This is a genomic window from Pseudoduganella lurida (genome assembly GCF_007830455.1).
In the GTDB taxonomy this organism is placed as follows: domain Bacteria; phylum Pseudomonadota; class Gammaproteobacteria; order Burkholderiales; family Burkholderiaceae_D; genus Rugamonas; species Rugamonas lurida.
In genome coordinates this window covers 78,330-99,023 of record NZ_VLLB01000013.1, presented here as the reverse complement: position 1 = coordinate 99,023, position 20,694 = coordinate 78,330, and the positions used below count along the sequence as shown (strand labels likewise).

The 20,694-nt window shown below is 62.9% G+C and carries 23 protein-coding genes; 19 read left to right on the top strand and 4 right to left on the bottom strand.

Features of this window, described 5'->3' with window-relative positions; translation table 11 throughout:
- On the top strand, nucleotides 1-663 hold a 663-nt coding region (locus IP91_RS24635; protein ID WP_158643204.1), incomplete at its 5' end, for a TonB-dependent receptor domain-containing protein.
- A gap of 322 nt (nucleotides 664-985) precedes the next feature.
- Nucleotides 986-1,879: an alpha/beta hydrolase family protein gene (locus IP91_RS24630; protein ID WP_307724435.1), complete on the top strand. Its 894-nt coding sequence runs from the start codon at nucleotides 986-988 to the stop codon at nucleotides 1,877-1,879.
- Here the strand turns inward: IP91_RS24630 and tssK are convergent, their stop codons facing one another.
- Nucleotides 1,880-3,214 carry a type VI secretion system baseplate subunit TssK gene (tssK, locus tag IP91_RS24625; RefSeq protein ID WP_145653025.1) on the bottom strand — a complete coding sequence of 445 codons (1,335 nt, stop codon included), beginning with the start codon at nucleotides 3,212-3,214 and terminating at the stop codon, nucleotides 1,880-1,882.
- A 119-nt stretch (nucleotides 3,215-3,333) separates the two neighbouring features.
- On the opposite strand from tssK, the gene tssF reads away from it, so the two are divergent.
- The 8 genes from tssF to IP91_RS24590 are packed head-to-tail and all read left to right on the top strand — an operon-like array spanning nucleotide 3,334 to nucleotide 12,806.
- Nucleotides 3,334-5,139 carry a type VI secretion system baseplate subunit TssF gene (gene tssF, locus IP91_RS24620; protein WP_145653023.1) on the top strand — a complete coding sequence of 602 codons (1,806 nt, stop codon included), beginning with the start codon at nucleotides 3,334-3,336 and terminating at the stop codon, nucleotides 5,137-5,139.
- Nucleotides 5,103-6,131 carry a type VI secretion system baseplate subunit TssG gene (tssG, locus tag IP91_RS24615; RefSeq protein ID WP_145653020.1) on the top strand — a complete coding sequence of 343 codons (1,029 nt, stop codon included), beginning with the start codon at nucleotides 5,103-5,105 and terminating at the stop codon, nucleotides 6,129-6,131. The genes tssF and tssG overlap by 37 nt, the downstream gene beginning before the upstream one ends.
- A complete protein-coding gene (locus IP91_RS24610; protein ID WP_145653018.1) occupies nucleotides 6,112-8,853 on the top strand; it encodes a type VI secretion system Vgr family protein in 2,742 nt (913 codons plus the stop codon). Before tssG ends, IP91_RS24610 begins: the two co-directional genes overlap by 20 nt.
- A gap of 10 nt (nucleotides 8,854-8,863) precedes the next feature.
- On the top strand, nucleotides 8,864-9,595 hold the full coding sequence (locus IP91_RS24605; protein ID WP_145653016.1) for a phospholipase D-like domain-containing protein: 732 nt from the start codon (nucleotides 8,864-8,866) through the stop codon (nucleotides 9,593-9,595).
- Nucleotides 9,596-9,604: 9 nt separating this feature from the next.
- The gene (locus tag IP91_RS26135) at nucleotides 9,605-9,898 is read left to right on the top strand and encodes a phospholipase D-like domain-containing protein (protein WP_158643203.1); all 294 of its coding nucleotides are present in this window, start codon (nucleotides 9,605-9,607) and stop codon (nucleotides 9,896-9,898) included.
- Nucleotides 9,899-9,919: 21 nt separating this feature from the next.
- Entirely contained in the window at nucleotides 9,920-10,894 is a 975-nt protein-coding gene (locus IP91_RS24600) for a phospholipase D-like domain-containing protein (RefSeq protein ID WP_229474942.1), read from the top strand.
- A 38-nt stretch (nucleotides 10,895-10,932) separates the two neighbouring features.
- Nucleotides 10,933-12,552, top strand: a complete 1,620-nt coding sequence (locus IP91_RS24595) for an SEL1-like repeat protein (RefSeq protein ID WP_158643202.1) — start codon at nucleotides 10,933-10,935, stop codon at nucleotides 12,550-12,552.
- Nucleotides 12,549-12,806 (top strand): PAAR domain-containing protein, encoded by a 258-nt coding sequence (locus IP91_RS24590; protein WP_145653012.1) that lies wholly within the window; start codon nucleotides 12,549-12,551, stop codon nucleotides 12,804-12,806. The genes IP91_RS24595 and IP91_RS24590 overlap by 4 nt, the downstream gene beginning before the upstream one ends.
- A gap of 3 nt (nucleotides 12,807-12,809) precedes the next feature.
- On the opposite strand, the gene IP91_RS24585 is transcribed toward IP91_RS24590, so the two are convergent.
- Both IP91_RS24585 and IP91_RS24580 read right to left on the bottom strand, forming a co-directional pair.
- Nucleotides 12,810-13,175, bottom strand: coding sequence for a nucleotide pyrophosphohydrolase (locus IP91_RS24585; RefSeq protein ID WP_229474940.1), 366 nt, complete (start codon nucleotides 13,173-13,175; stop codon nucleotides 12,810-12,812).
- Nucleotides 13,172-13,624 carry a GNAT family N-acetyltransferase gene (locus tag IP91_RS24580; protein WP_145653008.1) on the bottom strand — a complete coding sequence of 151 codons (453 nt, stop codon included), beginning with the start codon at nucleotides 13,622-13,624 and terminating at the stop codon, nucleotides 13,172-13,174. Before IP91_RS24580 ends, IP91_RS24585 begins: the two co-directional genes overlap by 4 nt.
- Before the next feature lie 96 nt (nucleotides 13,625-13,720).
- Here IP91_RS24580 and pepN point away from each other — a divergent pair, with 96 nt between their 5' ends.
- From pepN to IP91_RS24540, 9 genes are all read left to right on the top strand, one after another.
- A complete protein-coding gene (gene pepN, locus IP91_RS24575) occupies nucleotides 13,721-16,369 on the top strand; it encodes an aminopeptidase N (protein WP_145653006.1) in 2,649 nt (882 codons plus the stop codon).
- A gap of 132 nt (nucleotides 16,370-16,501) precedes the next feature.
- Nucleotides 16,502-16,768, top strand: a complete 267-nt coding sequence (locus IP91_RS24570) for a hypothetical protein (RefSeq protein ID WP_145653004.1) — start codon at nucleotides 16,502-16,504, stop codon at nucleotides 16,766-16,768.
- Nucleotides 16,769-16,822: 54 nt separating this feature from the next.
- Nucleotides 16,823-17,194 carry an SWIM zinc finger family protein gene (locus IP91_RS24565; protein WP_145653002.1) on the top strand — a complete coding sequence of 124 codons (372 nt, stop codon included), beginning with the start codon at nucleotides 16,823-16,825 and terminating at the stop codon, nucleotides 17,192-17,194.
- Between the two features lie 33 nt (nucleotides 17,195-17,227).
- Nucleotides 17,228-17,377: a hypothetical protein gene (locus IP91_RS26310; protein WP_199754749.1), complete on the top strand. Its 150-nt coding sequence runs from the start codon at nucleotides 17,228-17,230 to the stop codon at nucleotides 17,375-17,377.
- Entirely contained in the window at nucleotides 17,374-17,541 is a 168-nt protein-coding gene (locus tag IP91_RS26305) for a hypothetical protein (RefSeq protein WP_199754747.1), read from the top strand. The genes IP91_RS26310 and IP91_RS26305 overlap by 4 nt, the downstream gene beginning before the upstream one ends.
- Nucleotides 17,542-17,648: 107 nt before the next feature.
- Nucleotides 17,649-17,831 carry a hypothetical protein gene (locus tag IP91_RS24555; RefSeq protein WP_145653000.1) on the top strand — a complete coding sequence of 61 codons (183 nt, stop codon included), beginning with the start codon at nucleotides 17,649-17,651 and terminating at the stop codon, nucleotides 17,829-17,831.
- 137 nt (nucleotides 17,832-17,968) lie between these two features.
- Nucleotides 17,969-18,634 (top strand): response regulator transcription factor, encoded by a 666-nt coding sequence (locus tag IP91_RS24550; RefSeq protein WP_145652998.1) that lies wholly within the window; start codon nucleotides 17,969-17,971, stop codon nucleotides 18,632-18,634.
- Nucleotides 18,624-19,991, top strand: coding sequence for an ATP-binding protein (locus tag IP91_RS24545; protein WP_145652996.1), 1,368 nt, complete (start codon nucleotides 18,624-18,626; stop codon nucleotides 19,989-19,991). The genes IP91_RS24550 and IP91_RS24545 overlap by 11 nt, the downstream gene beginning before the upstream one ends.
- Nucleotides 19,992-20,069: 78 nt before the next feature.
- The gene (locus IP91_RS24540; protein ID WP_145652993.1) at nucleotides 20,070-20,495 is read left to right on the top strand and encodes a YgiW/YdeI family stress tolerance OB fold protein; all 426 of its coding nucleotides are present in this window, start codon (nucleotides 20,070-20,072) and stop codon (nucleotides 20,493-20,495) included.
- 25 nt (nucleotides 20,496-20,520) lie between these two features.
- On the opposite strand, the gene IP91_RS24535 is transcribed toward IP91_RS24540, so the two are convergent.
- Nucleotides 20,521-20,670 carry a DUF2256 domain-containing protein gene (locus IP91_RS24535; protein ID WP_199754752.1) on the bottom strand — a complete coding sequence of 50 codons (150 nt, stop codon included), beginning with the start codon at nucleotides 20,668-20,670 and terminating at the stop codon, nucleotides 20,521-20,523.
- Nucleotides 20,671-20,694 lie beyond the last annotated feature (24 nt).

The following is a 20,694-nucleotide window of genomic DNA, read 5'->3' as shown; positions in this document are numbered from 1 at the left end:
GGCGGCGCGACCAACTCGCCGGCCGTGGTGGCGGCGATCCTGGCCAACGGCAACGTGCTCGATCCGACCGTCAGCGAAACCGGCATCAACATCTTCACGAACGCGGTAAACACCCGTTCGCGCGGCCTGGAGCTGGTGACCACGCTGAACAGCAACTACGGCCAGTACGGCCGGGTGGACTGGTCGCTGGCGGCCAACTACAACCAGGTGCGCGTGCTGAAGATCAACCAGGCGCCTGCGCAGCTGCAACCGCAAACGCTGCTGGACCGCACGGCCATCTCGAACATCGAGACGGCCACGCCGAAGACGCGCATCAACCTGGGCGCGCTGTGGCGCAATGGCGCGTGGACGGTGAACCTGCGCGAAGCCCTGTACGGCAAGTCGACCAACTGGGAATCGCCGAACGGCGGCACGTACTACAAGAACGAGATCGGCAACACGGCCCTGACGGACCTGGAAGTGAGCTACAAGCTGAACAACAACTGGACGCTGACGGCCGGTGCCAACAACCTGTTCAACAAGTACCCGGACCAGGTGAATGCCGATCTGCTGGCGACCTACCGCAACAATCTGGACAACGCCGCGGTGACGCTGTACCCATCGTTCTCGCCATTCGGCATCAACGGCGGCTACTACTACGCACGGGCGAGCTTCCGTTACTGATCTGTAGCGTTATTACCACCGGACTGTTCCTTCTCCCTGCAAGGACTGTTCCTTTCCCCCCACGGGGACTGTCCCCTTTTTCCCACGGGGACTGTCCCCTTTTTCAGGAAATATTTCCTAAAAAGGGGGACAGTCCCCGTTTCCGTTTTTGGGCAGCAGTCTCTTTTAAACGACGGAATGTGAGTCGAATCCCGCGCGCCGGTCGCGGTTGGTGTCTGGCAGCCAATTTTGGTACCATCGTTACAACAGGGGACAGTCCCCGTTTTTTGGAAATATTGCTGTAAAAGGGGGACAGTCCCCGGTTTTTGGAAATATGCTCCGCATGCTCAAATTTTCGCTTCTGGCCGCGACGATGATCGGTGGTGCTGCTTCTGCTGCCCCATCGGCGCCGATGACGTTGCAGCAGTACCTCGCGCTGACCGGTCCTGCGCCGACGAAGCACATCGCCTACGGCAGCGCGCCGTCCCAGTTCGTCGAGCTGTTCCGGCCCGCGGGCAAGGGGCCGTTCCCCGTCGTGGTGCTGATCCATGGCGGCTGCTGGACCGTGCAGTTCGGCGGCATCACGCAGATGCGCAATGTGGCGGCAGCGCTGACGGCGCAGGGCATCGCCGTGTGGAACGTGGAGTACCGGCGCTACGACGAGCCGGGTGGCGGCTATCCCGGCATGTACCGCGACGTGGCGGCAGCCGTGGATAAACTGAAAGCGGAGGCCCCTGTCAGCGGCCTGGATCTGGCGCGCATCGTCGCGGTTGGTCATTCCGCCGGCGGTCACCTTGCGCAATGGGCCGCGTCGCGGCACCGGTTGCCGACGTGGAGCCCGGCGTATGCAGCGCAGCCGGTTCGCATTCCCGTGGTGGTCAGCCTGGGCGGCCTGGCGGACCTGAAGAACCAGGCGGGCCTGATCGAATCGAGCTGCGACCGCACCACGGCGCAGCTGGCGGGCACCCCGACGGCGGCACGGCCGGACGTGTTTGCGGACACGTCGCCGGCCGAGATGTTGCCGGCCGGGATCCGCACGGTGCTGATCCACGGCGAGCATGACAATGTGTCGCCTGCCGCGACGGGCGAAGACTATGCGCGCCGCGCCCGCGCCGCCGGCGATGCCGCCGAAGTGATCGTGCTCCCCGGCGGCAGCCATTATGACGAAGTGGCGGCCAGCTCGCCGTCCTGGCCCATCGTCAACCGGGCAATCCGGCAGGCGCTCGGACTCAAATAGTCACGGAAGAATCGCAAACAGCTCCAGCCGCAACCCCTTCATGCCGCCCGGCGCATAGACCGTCATCGCCTGTGCCTTCAGCATGTCCTCGTACAGCTGGCCCTTCGGTTCGACCGAGAAGTAGTACGTATTCGGCCGCACCGGCACCTCGGTCGGCACCTGCGCCATGTGCACCAGCTCCACGCCGGGCAGGGCGATGCCGACCAGGCGCTCCACGGCATCCGGCGACGCCATCTTGAAGCGCAGCGGCACCGCCGCCACCAGCTCGATCGCCGGCATGTCCGCGTTCACTGCCAGGCACAGGACGGTGCGGCGGTCGATGCGGGCCGGGTCCAGCACGGCATGGTAGTGCGTGGTCTTTTCCTCGTCGTTCCTGAGCGGCAGCTGCAGGTAGCGTGACGAGATCACGGTATCGATCAGGTCGCGGATGATCGCGTTCAGTGCCATGAAGGCGGGCCATGGATCGTCGTGCCGGTACGTCGGCAGGTCTGCCAGCGCATACCTGGGCGAGAACGTCATCAGGCCGCCGGCCAGGGCGGTGAGCTTGTCGAACACGTGTTCAGGATGATGCTGGCGATAGCGCGCGCAATGGGTGAGCGGGGCGGCGGCGCTGCAGATCACGTTCAGCATCCAGAATGACGACAGGTCACCGTTGTGCACCTCGAAGGCCTGGCGGGCGTTCTGCCGGTGGCGCTCCTGCAGCGCCGTGATCTTGGCATTGAGCTTGCCGAGCAGCGCATCGAGCAGCGCAGCCAGGCCGTTGCTGACGCCCAGCGCAACGGTGGGCGGCATGAAGGCGCCATCCAGTTCGAAGCCGCCTGCGGCGGCGCGGCGGATGCGCACCACGGGGAACGACAGGTAGGCAGTGCGCGCGGCCGTCGGCGGCAGCAGCGTGACGTTCTTCTTCAGGTACGCCACGTCCACCGGGATCGTGTTCGAGAACAGGTCCGTCGTTTCGGCATGCGCGGGGACGTAACGGCTACCAGCATCCATGTTGCCGCCGTGCGGATTCACGATCGGCAGGGCCGCGTAATAGGTGAAGTGCGTATCTTCGGGAGACAGGTCGGACAGGTCGACCGGCTCCGGCGGCGGTTCGGAGAACGGTGCGTCGTAGATTTCGCCGTCCTGGAACAGCAGCGACAGCGCGTTCGCCTGCAGCACATTGTTGGACAGCGCATCGAGGTTCCAGTCCGCCGCGCGCACGCCCCACAGGTAAGGGTTGATCGTCATCGCCAGCTGCTGCAGGCGTGCTTCGTGATAGCGGTCGGTCTGCTGCAGCTGCTGCGGGCCGAGGGTGAGGCCGGCGGACCAGAGGACTTTCAGGGGGAGGCTCATGATTCTCCTTTCGTCAGAACGGGACAGCATGATTGTTTCGCTCCGGAATTCCTTGCGCTCGCTCAAACCGGCAGGCTGGACCGTAAAGATAATGGACATCCCGAATGCCAGGATGCGCCATGGAAGAGCTCCTCCCTTACTTCGAACGCGAACTGGTGGTGCTGCGGCGCTATGCCGCCGAGTTCGCAGCCCGGTTCCCCCGCATCGCCGCGCTGCTGCGCACGACGGGCAGCGATCCGCATGCCGAGCGTGTGCTGCAGGGTGTGGCGTTCATCGCGGCCCGCATCCACAAGCGGCTCGACGATGGCTTCCCGCAGGTGACGGAATCCCTGCTCGAATCGCTGTATCCCCACTACCTGCGGCCGTTTCCCTCCTGCGCGATCGTCCAGTTTGCGCCCGCGGCTGCCGACAGTGCGGTACGCCTGCTGCCACGGGGTACCAGCCTGACGGCGAAGCAGGCGGTAAAGGAGGTGCACTGCCGGTTTCGCACCGCCGCGGATGTAACGCTGGCACCGATCGCCATCAAGGTCGCGGCCTTCGACCCACTGATCCGCGCACCGGCCGGCACGCCATTGGCGAACGATGCAACGGCAGCGCTATCGATCTCGATCGAATCGCATGCCGAATCACCGCCGCTGTCACGCATGCCGCTCGACCGGCTGCGCATCTACCTCGATGGCGACCCATCCTTTTGCGCCGCGCTGCGCGATGCCCTGTTCCTGCACGTGAGCGGCGCGTTCGTCGAGGCGCCGGACGGCCGCTGGCTGCCGCTGCCGGCCGTGCCGCTGGCGGCAAGCGGCTTCGCGAAGGAAGACGCATTGATCCCGTTCGGCCCCCGATCGCACCCGGCCTGGCGCGTGCTGACCGAGTACTTCTGCTTTCCCGACAAGTTCCGCTTCATCGACCTGGACCTGGCCGCGTTGCGTCCGCGCCTGGCGGCCGGCACGCGCGGCGTGACACTGCACTTTGCCTTGTCGCGGACGCGGCCCGACGGTGCGGCATCGCGGCTGCTGCGCATGCTCGATGCGTCGCACCTGAAGCTGTTCTGCACGACCGCCGTCAATCTGTTCCCCCAAGCGGCCAAGCCGGTCAACATCACGCACCGGGCACCCGAATATTCGGTCGTCGCGGATGTCGCGAAGCCTGCGATGTGCGAGCTGTATGCGATCGATGCCGTCAGGGTGCTCAGCCAGAAGGAGAGCTGCGATGGCGCTTGCGACATCACACCGCTGCACGCACGCGGGCTGGGTGGCAGGCACTGGGTGCTGCGGCATGACGAGGTGCTGGCCCGGATCAGTCCGGGCCATGAAAAGCGCCTGACCCTGGTCGACCGCGACATGCACGCGCTGGAGGTCGAGCGCAGCACGCTGGCGATCGAGGCCACCTGGACCCATCGCGACCTGCCCCATCAGCTGTCGTTCGGGGCGCCGGACGGTGACCTGTCGCTGGCCGGCGCTACCGATGCGATGCCGGTACGCCTGCTCACGCAACCCGGCCGGCCGCAGCGGTTTGCGACAGGCCAGGCGCTATGGCGATTGATTTCCCACCTGTCGCTGAACCATCACGCACTCGTGCCCGAAGGCCTGCCGGCGCTGCACGAACTCCTGACCCTGCACGACCTGTCGCAGTCGCCGGTGACGCAGCGCCTGATCGCCGGCATCGTCGGCCTCGATCACATCGGGAAGACGGGCTGGCTGCGCCACGAGCACGGCTCGTCCCAGGTCTACGGCATCGAGGTGCGCATCACCATCGACGAAGAAGCCTTTACGGGCAGCGGCATCCACCTGTTCGGCCAGGTGATGGACCAGTTCCTGGCCATGTACGTCCAGGTGAACAATTTCACCGAACTGGCGCTGCTGTCGGCGCGTGACGGAAAGGAGCTGATGCGATGCAAACGCCGCAGCGGCAACGCCAGCCCCGCCTGATCGGCCGGCTGTTCGCCGAGCCGTGGCGCTTCGGCTTCCTGCCGTCCGTCACGCTGCTGATGCGCTGGCTGTCCACACGCGGCGCGACGACCGAGGCGGCACTAGCGCAGGCGATCCGATTCGAGAACAGCGTGTCGCTGGCGTTTCCGGCCGCCGAAGTCGAGGCGCTGCATGCCGATGAATCCGGAAGCACGCCGAGAGTCGTCATGACGCCATCGTGTATCGGCCTGCTGGGCGCGGCCGGCACGCTGCCGTTGCACGACACGGACCGCTGCGCGCAGGCCGCCGCGCGTGGCGAGCAGGGCGCCCGTGCATGGTTCGATGGCTGGTCGACCCGGCTGGTGGGCCTGTTCTGGCGTGCCTGGGCCAAGACGCGGCTGGAGCTGGCGCCCGATGCGGAAGGGCGTGAGCTGTTGCGCGAGATGCTGATGGCGTTCGCGGGCAAACAAGAGTCGGATGGCGAGCCCGCTGCCTGGTACGCCGGCCTGCTGCGCATGCGGCCCGTATCCGCACTGACGATCGAATGCATCCTGGCAGGCGAGCTGGGTCTGCCGGTCACGATCACGTCGCTGGTCGGCTTCTGGGAAGCGACGCCGCCGGTCGAGCGTGGCGTCATCGGCGCCGGCAATTGCGAACTCGGACACACCGCCGTCCTCGGTCCCCGTGTCTGGCGCGTGGATGGGCGGGTACGTATCGAGATCGGCCCGCTGAACCATGCCGATTTCGATTACCTGCTGCCGGACGGGCCAGGCTCGCGCGTGCTGCATGGACTGCTCAAGCTGGCCACACCGGCCACCACGATGGATGCCGAAATCTGCCTGTTGCCGGGCGAGGACTGCATCCGGCCATTGACGCTGGCCGCTGCACCTGATGCCAGGTCGCGGCTCGGTTACGACACTTTCCTCACGGGCGCGCCCGACACGCCCCGCGCAATCCGCTACCTGCTGCAACTGAGACGACTGGGAGACGCGAATGCCACTGGACGTGAATGACTTCGACCGCCTGCTGCAGGTGTCCCGCCTGCTGAGCCTGCATTTTCCCAACGCCGATGGCCCGGACTCCGTGCTGGCCGTCGACACGCTGACGGCGCGCGAGGAGCTCTCGCGCAGCTTCCGCTTCGATGTCGGCCTGCTATCCGACGACTCGTCGATCCCGCTGAAAGACCTGCTGGGCAAGAAGATGACGGTTTCGCTGGTGCGCGATGACGGTACCGAGCGCCACTTCAACGGCTACGTCACGGAATTCCGCTACGTGAAGACGGATGGCGGCTTTGCCCGCTACCATGCGGTGCTGGAGCCCTGGCTTGCGTTTGCGCGTCTGCGCAAGGACTGCGCATCGTTCAAGGGCACCAGCCTGGTCCAGCTGACGGAGACGACCTTCGCGAACTATCCCCAACGCGACTGGAAGACGCAGCTGCGCGGCGCGGATCCCCAGTATTCCTGCATCAACCAGTACAACGAGACCGACTACAACCACCTGCACCGCCGCTGGGAGGCGGTCGGCTTGCATTACTGGTACGAGCACCGCGCGGACGGTCACACGCTGTGCCTGTCGGATGACAGCGCGATCGCCGATCCGGTCGATGCCTGCGGTTCCTACGATGTGGATGCCGGCACCATTCCCTATCGCGCATATGCGGGGGCATTCGAACGCGATGGCATCCATCAATGGCAGGCCGTGCGCCGCGTGGGGTCGAGCGGCTCGGCCCTGGCAAGCTTCGATTACAAGGTGCCCATGCCGCATGTGGCGAAGGGATTTTCGGAGAACCGGCAAGGCGAAGCCGTCCCCGCCCTGGAGCTCTACGAAGATGCCGGCGAATACGGCTTTCCGAACGAGCAGGAAGGCGAGTCCCTGGCACGGCGCCGCATGGAAGAAGCAAACCGGATGACGCAGTATTTCGACGTAGCCGGCAATGACCGCTGTGTCCAGCCGGGCCGCAGCTTCCGTCTGGCCGGCCATCACAGCAGCACGATGCAATGGCCAGCCGGCGACTATCTGGTCAGCGAACCCATTCGGGACAGGGACTATCTGATCACCGCCGTGCAGCATTCGGCCGCCAACAATATCCGGACTGCGGATCACGAGCCGTCTTTCTACCGGAACGAATTCACTTGCCTGCGCAAGACAGTGAAGTGGCGCCCCGGCCGGTACTTCAACAGCACGCCGCCACCGGCGCCTGGCGTGCAGACGGCGATCGTCACCGGACCGCCGGGCGAGGAGATCTACACCGATGGCTACGGACGGGTGAAGATCCAGTTCCATTGGGATCGCCAGGGCGGCAACGACGAGAACAGCTCGGCGTGGGTGCGCGTTGCGATGCCGATGGCCGGCGGGGAGCTTGGCCAGATCGGGCTGCCGCGCGTGAAGCAGGAAGTGGTGGTCCAGTTCCTGGGCGGGAATCCGGACCGACCCATCATCACGGGCGTGGTCTACAACGAACGGCATCGCGCGCCATGGGAGCTGCCCGGCCAGCGCGCCTTGTCCGGCCTGCGCTCCCGAGAACTCGGTGGCACCCGCCGCAACCAGCTGGTGCTGGATGATACGAATGGACAGATCCAGGCGCAACTGCGCAGCGATCATCTGCATAGCCAGCTCTCGCTGGGGACCATTCATCGGCTCGAGTCAACTGCCGGTCACAAGGAGGCGCGTGGCGAAGGTTTCGAGTTGCGCACCGATGGCCACGGAGTTGCGCGGGCGGCGCGGGGGCTGCTGCTGACCACGGAATCCCGCACAGGTGGTGCTGGTGCCGTCAAGGCCATGACAGAGACAAGCAGGCGCCTCGCGCAGGCTCACGAACGGCACAACGCATTAGCCCAGCTCGCACAGCAGTATGACGACAACCGCGGCACCGACCAATCCGATGCAACGACAGCGCTGAAGGCGCAGAACGATGGCATCCAAGGCAGTGGTGACAAGCTTCCCGAACTGACGGCACCGCATGTGGTGTTGTCCAGTTCCGCAGGGATTGCCGCCACGGCTGGGCAATCGATCCACGTCACTGGCGGCGAGCAGATCGCTTTGACCGCCGGTGCGAACGTCTCGATCGGCGCGCAGGGCGGCTTGTTCGCAAGCGTACGGCAGGGACTACGGCTCTTCGTCCACAAGATCGGCATGAAGCTGATCGTGGCTTCCGGCAAGGTGGAGATCCGCGCCGAAACCGATGAGGTGGAGATCGTCGCACAGAAGGTGCTGCGTCTGATCAGTGACGCCGACTGGATCGAGCTGCGGGGCAGGAAAGGGATCCGCTTGCATGGTGCCGGATCGATGATCGAGATCGCCGACAAGGTGCAGGTCTTTTCACAGTCGCCCACACTGTTCCACTGCAACTTCGAAACGTTGGGGCCCCAGAACCGTAGCCAGCCTTCGCAGAGACAGCCGAAGAAGGAAGCGTCCACCACGTCGGACCAGCCCACCAAGCTCAGGCCACTGTTGCAGCCGCATTCGGCGGTCGGCCAAGCCTACGCGAACACGCCCTACATTCTTTACAAGAACGGAACCGAAATGAAGGTCGACCTGACCGATGAGGAAGGCCGCGCGGAATTCGATTACGAACCGGGAGCCGAATACAAGGTCCGCCTGGGCAATGGCGACGACTTCGCGCTGAACATCAGCGACGACGTCGATGCCGCGAAACCAGGCAGCGAAAAGTCCCAGTCAAACCAAGGCTATCGCGCAATGAACGACGCGACCGACGGCCGCGACCACAAGAACTGACGGAGGCTGTATGACCGATGAGATCAATCGTTGCGAGACGACGCATGTGGATGTGAAGAGCGGTGAAGCGAAGTGCACGGCCCAGTGGCTGCTGGAGAACCGGAACATCAAAGGCAAGGTCACGCACCCGATCACGCACAACAACAAGCTGACGATGTTTGTATGCGGCGAGGAGGGTTTTGCCGACATCGCTAAGGAGATTCGCAATGCGCAGAAAAGCATTGATCTCTGCTGTTGGGGGTTTGATCCGGCAATGGAGCTGGAACGAGGCGCGACTGGCCCCTGGCCTCGCGGCGAGACGTACGGCGACCTTTTGATAGCGGCGGGACGACGAGGGGTGCAGGTGCGTCTGCTGGTCTGGTTCGACTGGGTTGCAAAGCAGGCTCACAAAGTCACGAACATGCCAGGGTACACGCACGACGAATATGCCTGGCGATTCTTCGGGGGGCGCAAGAAGGATGCAGAACGCCTCAGTGCGCAAAATAGTCTGGCCGATCTCAGAGCAGCGATCGGCGATAAAGAGGCGCCAGATGATCTGGGTATCCTGAAATGGCTGCGAAAACATGCACAAAATCAGGATAGAGAAATTCCAATGCTGGCAAGGGAAGAGTACTGCGCAAGCTGGTACCAAGCCGCTTTTGCCAAATATCTGGAAAATGTGGAAATCCGTATTCATTCTGCGGATATTCGATCGATTCATCGTGCTATAAGCGCGGAATCCACCAAGCCATCCTTGCCCTAACGGGGTCTTATGGAGATATTTGGCTCGCATCATCAAAAGCCGATCCTCATCGATTTCGACTTTAAAAATGGCGTGAAAGCTGTAGGGTATGTCATGGGACTGAATTCAGTCACAGACTACTGGGATACCACGCACCACAATCTCGAAGAGGGGCGACGGGAAAGAACTTATCCTTCACCGGCACCTGATAATAAAGATCCACAGAAGACTTTTGACTCGATAAAACCGTTCCAGGACTATGCATGTCGAATCGATCGTGGCGGCGCGCTCATTTCGTTGTACAACAACTTTGCGTCCGCATAGAGCCGCGCAGGGTCGAATGGGGTGGGCGAGCCGATAATAGATTTTAATGGCGGAGAGTCGAAATTTCCAATTCCTGAGATGCTGCTTCGCAAGCCGGAGGGGAGCGATAGCACGGTACAAATCATACGTACCCAACCCACTGAAAAAGACTGCTCGATACAAGAGATCTACTTCAAGGCTGCCGATAACGCCAGCTTGGCGTTCAAGTACGTTTATGTGGAAAATCAGTACTTTCAATATGAAGAATGGTGCCAGAGGTTATTGAAAAAGCGTCAACAAGTCATGAGGCTCTGGAACGACGCTGCGCAAAAAAAAGGTTCTTCATTGTCGGATATGCCGCTGCTGCACATTTTCATTGTCATCCCAATGCCCGAGTTAGAGGAAATGATACCTCGAACTTATGATGCGCTTGCCACCCTAGGTCAACATGAAGGGTTGAACGGCCAGGAGAAATTGATTAAATCGGAAAACGATCAGGTATTGGCGCAGAATTTCGCGCCATCGTATCGGCGTAAAAAGCCACTACCACTGGCTATCGCCCATGCCAAAGAAATTAGTAAACCAAACGTCGACACTTTGCGCAATGTATTCGGGGTAAAGATTTGCACCGCAATGCTGAATGCGTGCGGGATGATCGGAGGGAGATGGCGCTACCGCGAAATTTATATTCACTCCAAGTTATTGCTGGTTGACGACGTATTTTGCACGCTTGGTAGCGCCAATCTCAACCAAAGGAGCATGGTTGGCGACAGCGAACTGAACATGGCCACGATCGATCCAGTGTTAACCAAAGGCTTGCGAAAAAGGGTATGGTCGATGCTGAGTGGCGGCGCGTGGGACGGCGCAGAGTGTGCGAAAACCGATTTGAAAAGCACTTTCCATGATTGGACAGAGCTTATGATAAATAACCAGGAATATCAAAAGCGGAGCAAGGCCATGAAGGGATTTTTAATGCCTTTGCAGGATGGCCGTAGCTCTGTCAAAAGGTATGGGTGATCATGAAACGATTTATATATTTAGCGTTAGTTATGGTGATGTCACTCATGTTCTCAATTTTTACTTTCGGAGGCAATGGAAAAATGGCAAAAATTTCAAATCCAGAGTTACCGAGAAACCAGAGTATTGATTTTTTTAATCCGCACATGAAATCATTTGTGTGCAACAAAGAGGTGGATCATCTTCCTCCGGTAGATGCGCAAGCGGATCGGTGGCTTGCCGAGGCAATTTCTCTCGAAGATCCTGAGATTTATTTTGATGACAGAGACTACAAGCGAATCGTCGAATTGACCAAGAGGGCAGCGGACAGGAAATATTGGAAAGCCATGTTGAATCTTGCTTCATTCTATATAGAAGGATACGATCCTCCCCACGGCGCCGAGGATGCAGTTAAAATTGTGGAGGCGGCGATGCTATCCGGTATTCCCGCGGCATTTGAACGTATGGGAACCTATTACATGAATGGCACAGGGGTGAGAGCTGATGCGACAAAAGCTTATGCATTCCTGCAAAAAGCGGCATTGATGGGGGATCCCTCTGCTCAAGCGTATTTGGGCGATCGGCTCGGGGCCGTTTCTGACGATAATTTGCCCGGCTATTGGGCAAATATTCCTGTTGCGGTGAAGATGCTGGAGTGCTCAGTCTCGCAAGGCTACGGTCCTGCGGCGCATGCGTTGCATTATATGTATCTTGAGCCGCCACTCCCTGATGGAAAGACGTTTGGGCCTGTCACGCCAGAGACCCGAAAAAAAGCTCTTCATATTCTTCATGAAGGTGTGAAATATGGCTGCAGCACTTGCGCTGGCAAGCTTTTTATCGAGTTTGATCATCCTCGTAACCTGTCGGAGATGGTTGTTCCATTTGCCGACAAAGCCAGAGGCGAGCGTTATCGTATGCTTGCCGACGCACTCGAGTTCAACCCCCGCTTCCGCTTCCCAAACCTGGACAAGATACTCCCGCTCCCGCCTGCAATCATCCCGACCTGGAATGGCGATAGGGACACTCTGCTCGAGGCTGCCATGGGAGCGAAGCTCAAACCCCGTCCTGTCCGTCCCGAGGCGGTTCCGGAGAAAACCGGACGCCAAGCACTCGACAGTGCCTACCGCCTCCGGGGCAGCGGTGAGCAGACTGCAGCCAAGCGTGCACCGTTTGCTGGCTACTGGCAGCCCACAACGACCGTCGATTCGGAGCAGCTCCAGCGAAAAGTCGCAGCGATCGCGCCGGGCTTGTATGAGAAAGGCGAGCCATTCCAGATCATTTATTCAGATGAGGGAGTCCGGCCCCTTCCGCTCGAATCTCTTGTGTGGAAACACTGGCTGACGATCGATCACGACTATCCGGCCGTCCGCATCCATGCAGCGGACGGCCTGACTCGCATGGTTCCGCACGCCGAACCTCTGATGCAGTGCGCGGCAGAGACAAAATGTCCGGCAACCGGTATATGGCAACCCTGGATCGATCCCGAACATCCTCTGCACGCCATCATCAACCAGCACTGGCGCCAGAGCTGGATCACCGAAGGTCAGCGCTTCCCGGATCCAAAACAGGCATGGCTACTGGATCTGCCAGCGAACCTCGTCACGTGGCACCTCATGGACGCCGACGGTGTGGACATCAATCGCGATATCGACGCGCAATCGGCAGGAGGCGCGGGATGAAGCACAAAGGAAAAGGCGTGATCCGGCTGAACGATAAGACGAGCCACGGCGGGACGGTCCTATCTGCAGCCTCCGGCACCGTCGTATTGGGCCAGCCTGCCGCACTGGCGGGCGACATGACGTTCTGCCCGCAATGCAAGGGCACCTATCCAATCCAGGCGGACGGCTCGGGCAATAAGCATCGTGGGAAGGAGTATGTTTATGACGGTGCTTCGACAGCCTGCGGCGCCAAGCTGATCTCATCGATCAAGTAACGCTCAATACTCGTCATACCTGCGCGCATCGCCCTTCACCCGCTCGACCGGATACTTCTGGGCGTTGAGCCGCAGCTTCTCCAGCGCAGCGGCGCGCAGGTCGACGCCCGTCCGGTCGGCCAGCTGCACGAGATACAGGAGCACATCGGCCAGCTCGTGCCGGATGCCTTCGCGCTTGCGCTCATCCAGTTCCTCCGCTGCGCCAGTTGGCAGCCACTGGAAGTTCTCCACCAGTTCCGCGACTTCCACGGACAAGGCCATCGCCAGGTTCTTCGGCGTGTGGAACTGCTGCCAGTCGCGCTCCGCCGCGAACGCGCGCGTCAACGTGCGCAGCTCGTCCAGCGTGTCGGTATCGGGGCGTGAGCTCACCGCGCCTCCTTCTGCATGAAGACCGACAGCGGATGCTCCGGATAGTCGCCGAACGCGCCGCAGTAGCGGTAGCCGAGTCGCTCGTACAGCGCCAGTGCCTCCGGCTGCGTGGGGCCCGTCTCCAGCACGAATGTGCTGCAGCCCTGTGCCGCGGCCGCCGATTCCAGCGCGTCGATCAGCCGGCGGGCGACGCCCTGGCCGCGCGCGGCGGGCCGCACATACATGCGCTTGATCTCGCCGTAAGCCGGCGTCACCACCACGGCCGCGCAGCCGAGCGCCGCGCCATCGGCATCGCGCGCCACCGCGAACAGCACGTTCGGCTCGAGAAGGGACGTGAGGTCCAGCGCGTACACGTTCTCGGCCGGGTAGAGCGAATACAGGTAGGCATCCAGCTCGGCGATCAGCGCGTGGACGTCGGGCTGGTCCGGCGATTCCAGGGCAATGGACATGGGCGAATGATGACAGTTGCGTGAATCGCAGATGGTATCATCCCCGCGCCGCCCACTCGGGGGTCGACTGGGCGCGGACATCTCACAAGGATAAGGATGAAATCGCTTTTATCGCAAGCCGTAGCCCTGACTCTCGGTTCCTCGCTGCTGGTGGGCGCGCCCGCCGTTCTGGCGGCCGGTGCGCCCGCCACGGAAAAACAATGGCTGTCGCAGGCCGATGCCGAAGCCCGTTCCGCGCGCGTCTCGAACGTGGCCTACCAGCTGGACTTCACGCTGACCGGCAAGGAGACTTTCGCGGCCACCACCACGCTGCAGTTCGACCTGAACGACGCATCGAAGCCGCTGACCGTGGACCTGGACAAGGCCACCATCAAGTCGCTCATCGTGAACGGCAAGACCGTCGCGCCGCAGTACGACAACTCGTTCATCACGCTGGCCGCGGCGAACCTGAAGTCGGGCCGCAACACGGTCGTCGTCAGCTTCGAGCGCCCCCACAGCACCAACGGCGAAGGCCTGCACCGGATGGTCGACCCCGTTGATGGCCGCGTCTATACCTACTCGCACTTCGAGCCGGCCGCCGCGCACCAAATGTTCGCGCTGTTCGACCAGCCGGACCTGAAGGCGACCTACCAGGTGAACGTATCGGCACCGGCGGACTGGATCGTCGTCTCCACCACGCGCGAAACGAAGGTGGAAGATGCCGCCGGCGGCAAGCGCTGGACGTTCCCCGTGTCGAAGAAGCTGTCGCCGTATAACTTCTCCATGCACGCCGGTCCTTATAAAGTCTGGGAAGACAACACGGGCAAGTACCCGCTGCGCCTGATGGCGCGCCAGTCGGTCGCCGCGCAGGTGGAGCCGGAAGAGTGGTTCAAGTACACCAAGCAGGGCTTCACCTTCTTCGACGAATACTTCGGCATCCCTTACCAGTACGAGAAGTACGACCAGCTGCTGGTGCCGGACTTCCTGTACGGCGCGATGGAAAACGCCGGCGCCGTCACGTTCGCCGAAAAGCGCTTCCTGCACCGCGACAAGATGACGACCGACCAGCGCCGCGGCCTGGCCTCCACGCTGCTGCACGAAATGGCGCACCAGTGGTTCGGCGACCTGGTGACGATGAAGTGGTGGAACGGCCTGTGGCTGAACGAGAGCTTCGCGTCCTTCATGGGCACGCTGGGCGTGGCCGAGTCGACGGAGTTCAAGAACGCCTGGGAGTCCTTCTACACGCAGGGCAAGACGGCGGCCTATAAACTGGACCAGTCGCCCGGCACGCACCCGATCGAAGTGCCCGTCGCCACCACCGGCAACGCCTTCGACAATATCGATGCGATCACGTATTCGAAGGGCGCCTCGACGCTCAAGCAGCTGCGCCACCTGCTGGGCGAAGAACCGTTCCGCCGCGGCGTGCACAACTACCTGGTGAAGTACCAGTTCCAGAACGCCAAACTGGACGACTTCATCGGCAGCCTCGGTGCCGCGGCCGGCCGCGACCTGACGCAATGGACGCAGGACTGGCTGTACCAGCCCGGCGTGAACACGATCACCGCCAGCTACACATGCAAGGCCGGCAAGGTGGATGCGTTCAGCATCGTCCAGACCGCGCCGGCCGCGTATCCGGTGCTGCGCGAACAGCGCGTGCAGGTGGCACTGCTGCGCCACGCCGGCAAAACGCTGAAGCTGGACCGCAAGGTGGCCATCACCTACAAGGGCGCCAGCACGGACGTGCCCGAACTGCGCGGCGCGCAATGCCCGGAGTTCGTCTATCCGAACTATGAAGACTGGGGCTATGCGAAAGTGAAGCTGGACGGTCGCTCGTTCGCCACCGCGCGCAAGGATATCGGCCAGGTCGGCGAACCGCTGCTGCGCTCCATGCTGTGGCAAAGCCTGTGGGACGGCGTGCGCGATGCGGAACTGCCGCTGAACGAGTTCGTGCAGGCCGTGCTGGCCAACGCGCCGCATGAGCCGGATTACGCGCAGCTTGGCGCCGTGCTGACGATGATGGCGCAGAGCGCCGACTATCTGCAGGTGATGGCACCGACGTCTGCCTACACCGGCAAGACGCTGCAGGCGCTGGAAGCCATGACGTGGCAGGGCGTCCAGACGGGCAAGGACGAGAACTTCCGCCGCCGCTGGCTCGATGCGCACATCCACGTCGCCAGCAGCAAGGCGGCGCTGGACCGCCTGGCCGGCCTGTTCGACGGACGCGGCGTGCCGAAGGGCGTGACCATCAACCAGGACGTGCGCTGGAATATCGTGCGCCAGCTGTCGGCCCGTGCCTATCCGGATGCGGCAAAGCTGCTGGCGGCCGAGGAAGCGCGCGACAAGTCCGATGCAGGCCAGGCCTCTGCACTGGCGGCGCAGGTGGCGCGTCCCGATGCGGCGGTAAAGACGGAATGGCTGGCGAAGATCGCCGACCAGGGATCGAAGCTGCCGTTTTCGCGCATCCGCACGGCGATGGAAAACCTGTACCCGGCCGCGCAGACCTCGACGCTGGGCGAGCAGTCCGCCGCGCAGCGCCTGGCACAGCTGCCGCAGCTGGACAAGGCCAGCGGCCCCGTCTACATGCGCTCCTACGGCGTATCGATGATCCCGGCCACCTGCACGCCGCAAAGCGCGCAGCGCCTGGCCGACCTGGCCGCGCAGGCGAAGGACCTGTCTGCCGGCACACGGCGTGCGCTGCTGGAGCGTCAGCAGGAAGACGCGCGTTGCGTGGCTGTCCGCAAGGCCATCACGGTGCCGCTGAACTAAAGGCCGCATTACCGCAGCAGAAAACGCCGGCGCAAGCCGGCACATCGCAGTAAGGAACGCCGGCGCGAGCCGGCGTTCTGCCATCGGCGCTACAATGCCGCCTCGAACCGCGCACACCCTGGAGCCGCCATCATGACCTACGAAGAATACCTGGACGAAGTCACCACGCTGATCTTCGAAAAATACAATGTGGCCGAGAAGGACGCCGTGAAGATGGTGGTCGTCGCCCAGGACCACGAATTCTTCGTGGCCCACGACGAAGACGAGTCGCTGCGCACCGTTGAGCAGGCGCACAAGGATGCCAAGGCGCTGTTCGAGCGCCGCGCGGCGAAAGGCCGCCCGCCAGCGAAGGTCGACGCGCGCGCCCCGAAGACACCGAAAGAGCCGGAAGACGAGTAACCACCTGCTCGTCGGTGATAATGGCGCATCGGTCCCGATCAGCGCCACTTCACCATGCAATTCACTCCCGACGACCTGCGCAGGCAGTTCGACCCCGGCACCTTTGCGCGGGGCGAGGATTATGCGCGCCGCGGCAATGTCCTTTCCATCCGATGGGAGGATGGCTATGTCGAAGGTACTGTCGCCGGCAGCGGCACCCATGTTTATGGTGTGGGGATCTATCTCGACGGCAGCCGTCGCGGGATTGCCTTCGATGGCGACTTCACCCAACGCCCTCCTGACCGCCGAGGGGGACATGGCATCGGTCTTCAATGCGGACGATCTGCAGGCGATCTTTGCGCAGCCGGCGCCTTGATGGCCGGGCCATGGCCCGAGCTTCTGCAATCCGGTGACAGACCGCAAACAGCACTGCCCGATAGGGGATAAGGTTGCCCGATATTCTTTCCTGGAGAGCTAAGCATGTCGGACTTTTATCGCTATCTCAAAGAGAACATGGAAGACCTGGGTTTGCCAGCCCCCGAATCGCTGTTTGGTAGCCTGCAGGCCGCATTGGGCATGCTGCGATCTTCGTTGCGCATCTGGACAAATCCGGCCGCAGTATTACGGTGAAAGAGCTGATCGTCGTTGGGACAAGGCTCGAAAAGCTTGGCACTGTTGCTACCCTTTCGGCAGCGTTTTATGTTGGTGCGGTCGTTGGCAGTATCGCCGTCGCCACAGGGCGAAGCCTGGCTGGCGGTACATCGCTGACCGATGCCCTGCTGGCAGCACGCTGAAACCGTCTGGAGCGGACATGGCTGCGCGCCCATCTACGGCGCTGGCCCGGAATCCACGATGGCAAAATGGCTGGACGTCGATCCTACCGGCTCGCAGCGGTGCGCCGATGAAGGATCGCCTGCTCCTGATTCTGGCTGCGCTGGTCATGGCGGCGGTTGCCTGGAGTTTCTGGCACTATCTGGGCCAGGATGCGTGGCCTGTTCTCCTGCTGCTGGCACTGGTCTCGGTGATTGCCGATAATTACCGGCTACGCCGCGCATTGAGACAAGGCGGTAGCCGACCGCGCTGACCACAACGCCACCAGAAGGTGGCGTTGTTCATTGCAGGTGCCGGTATCGGCACTTCAGATCCGCTTCATGTCGGCATTGCAGACTGGCTGCCGAGAATTCCACCATACTGCCGTTTTACCTGTCCGGATTTTCCCCGATGCGCATCCTGCTGGCCGAAGACGATACCTCCCTTGGCGAAACCATCCAGGCCTGGCTGCGGCTGGACCATCATGCGGTGGACTGGGTCCAGCGCGGCGACTCTGCCGACACGGCCCTGAAGACGCACCGCTACGACTGCGTGCTGCTCGACCGCGGCCTGCCCGGCCTGTCCGGCGATGCGCTGCTGGCGTCGTTGCGCGCGGCAGGCAACCGCGTTCCCATCATCCTGATCACGGCGTTCAATGCGCTGGCGGACCGCGTGGAAGGCCTGGACCTGGGGGCGGACGATTACCTGGTCAAGCCGTTCGAACTGGAAGAGATGTCGGCGCGTATCCGGGCGGCCGTGCGGCGCGGCGCGGACCAGGTCAGCAACGAACTGGTACACGGCGATATCGCCCTCAACCTCGAAACGAAGCAGGCCACGCAACACGGCCAGCCGGTGCCGCTCACGGCGCGCGAGTACAACGTGCTGTACGCGCTGCTGCTGCGCCGGAACGGCATCGTCACGCGCGCGCAGATCGAGGAAACGCTGTACGGCTGGGGCGACGAGGTGGAGAGCAATGCCATCGAGGTCTACATCTACAACCTGCGCAAGAAGCTGGGCAGCGACAGCATCGTCACCGTGCGCGGGCTGGGCTACCGGCTGAAGAACGATGAAGCCTGAGGCACCGTGGTCGCTGCGGCGTCGCCTGCTCGTCGCGATCCTCGTGGCGAGCGTCGTGCTGTGGCTGGCGAGCCTGGGCATCGTCACCGTCATCGCCTGGCAGGAAACCAATGACGTGTTCGACGATGCGCTGGAAGAATCCGGCCAGATGATCATGGCCGCCACCACCGACTGGGAAGAGCGCGGCCTGCTGGCACAGGCCCGTGCGGACAACGGCCATGGCCGCAAGGTGGACATGCAGTACCAGATCGTGGCCGAAGGCCGTGTCCTGCGGCGCACCAGCGGGGCCCCGGACCGGCCGTTTGTGACGGGCTTCGACGACGACGATGGCTTTGCGGATGCCCGGATCGATGGCCGCCGCTGGCGCGTGTTCGTGGTGCGCGACGAAGCCCGTCATGTCGAGGTGCAGGTCGGCCAGAAGTATGCGAAGCGCTACGACATCCTGGCGGAACTGGCCGAGCACCTGTGGCTGCCGGTGCTGGGCTTCCTCATGCTGCTGGCGCTGGTGTGCTGGTTCCTCGCCGGGCGGGTCTTGCAGCCCCTGCGCCGCACCGCCACCGCCATTGCAGCCAAGACACCGAACGACCTGGCGCCTGTCGTCATCGAAGGCCAGCCCAGGGAGCTCCTGCCGATCGTCGGCGCGTTGAACGATGTGCTGGGCAGGCTCGATGGCGCGCTGCAGGCCGAACGCCGCTTCACGGCCGATGCCGCCCACGAACTGCGCACGCCGCTGGCGGGACTGCACATGCACGTTCAGCTGCTGCAGCGGCAGCATCCCGATCTGGTCGCGCCCTTCCAGAAGCTGCGGCAGGACATCGGCCGCAGCACGGCGCTCGTCGACAGCCTGCTGACGCTGGCCCGCCTCGACCCGCTGGGCCGCGAGCAGTTGTCGACGCAGACGGTGCCACTGCCGCCGCTGCTGGAGCAATTGGCCGCTGCGCACGCGGTGGAAGCTTCGCGGCGCGGCATCACGCTGGCCGTGCAGTGCGGCGTGACCAGCGTGACCGCGAACCCGCCACTGCTGGAGATCGTGCTGCGCAACCTGGTCGACAACGCGCTGCGCTACTGTCCGGACGGCAGCCGCATCGAGGTCGTTGCCACGAGCGAAAGTGGCCAGCCCCGCATCGTCGTGCGCGACGACGGCCCTGGTGTGGACGAGGGCAGCCGCCGCCGGCTGACGGAGCGCTTCTTCCGCGTGCTGGGACAGGGCCAGGGCGGCAGCGGACTGGGGTTGTCCATCGTGCGGCGCATCGCCGAGCTGCACGGCATCGGGCTGTCGTTCGGCCCCGGCATCAATGGCCGCGGGCTCGGCATCACGCTCGACTGGCCGCCTGCCGCATCTTCCCGAGTTCCTTAAGATTGAGTTCATGTCCCGGAGGTGTAATGCACCTGTCCCCGCCACACTGCGGGCTGCCTACTTCACAAAGGACCGACCATGAAACGCTTCCTGCAACTTTCCTGCCTCACCGCCGTCATCGCCACCAGCGCCGTCGCGTTTGCCCAGTCGGGTTATACCGGCCCTTCCGCCAAGCCTGCGCCGGCACCCGCAGCGGCACCGGCCGCCGGCGGTTACGCAGGCCCGTCCGGCGTGCCGCTGATGACGGCGAAGGACCTGCTGGCCAATGGCAAGGACGACCAGCACGCACGCCTGAAAGGCCGCATCCTGAGCCACAAGGGTGGCGACAAATACGAGTTCGCCGACCAGAGCGGCAGGATCACGGTGGAGATCGACAACGAGAACTTCCCGGCCGGCGTGAAGGTCGATCACACCACGGTCGTCGAGCTGACGGGCGAGTTCGAGAAGGAGACGTTCGGCGAGTCGACGTTCGAGGTGGAGCACCTGAAGGTCGCGGCGCAGTAATGCATGGCAGGTGCCGGCAATTCGCTCAATCCGCTGCCGCCGGCCTGGCAGCGCGGCGGCAGCGTTCCGAGCAGTATTTGACCTGTTCCCAATCCCGCTCCCACTTCTTGCGCCACGTGAAAGGCAGCAGGCAGTGGGCACAGGGCTTCGACGGCAGCTCGGACTTCTTGCGCATTTTTGTCATGCGCCCGACTTTACC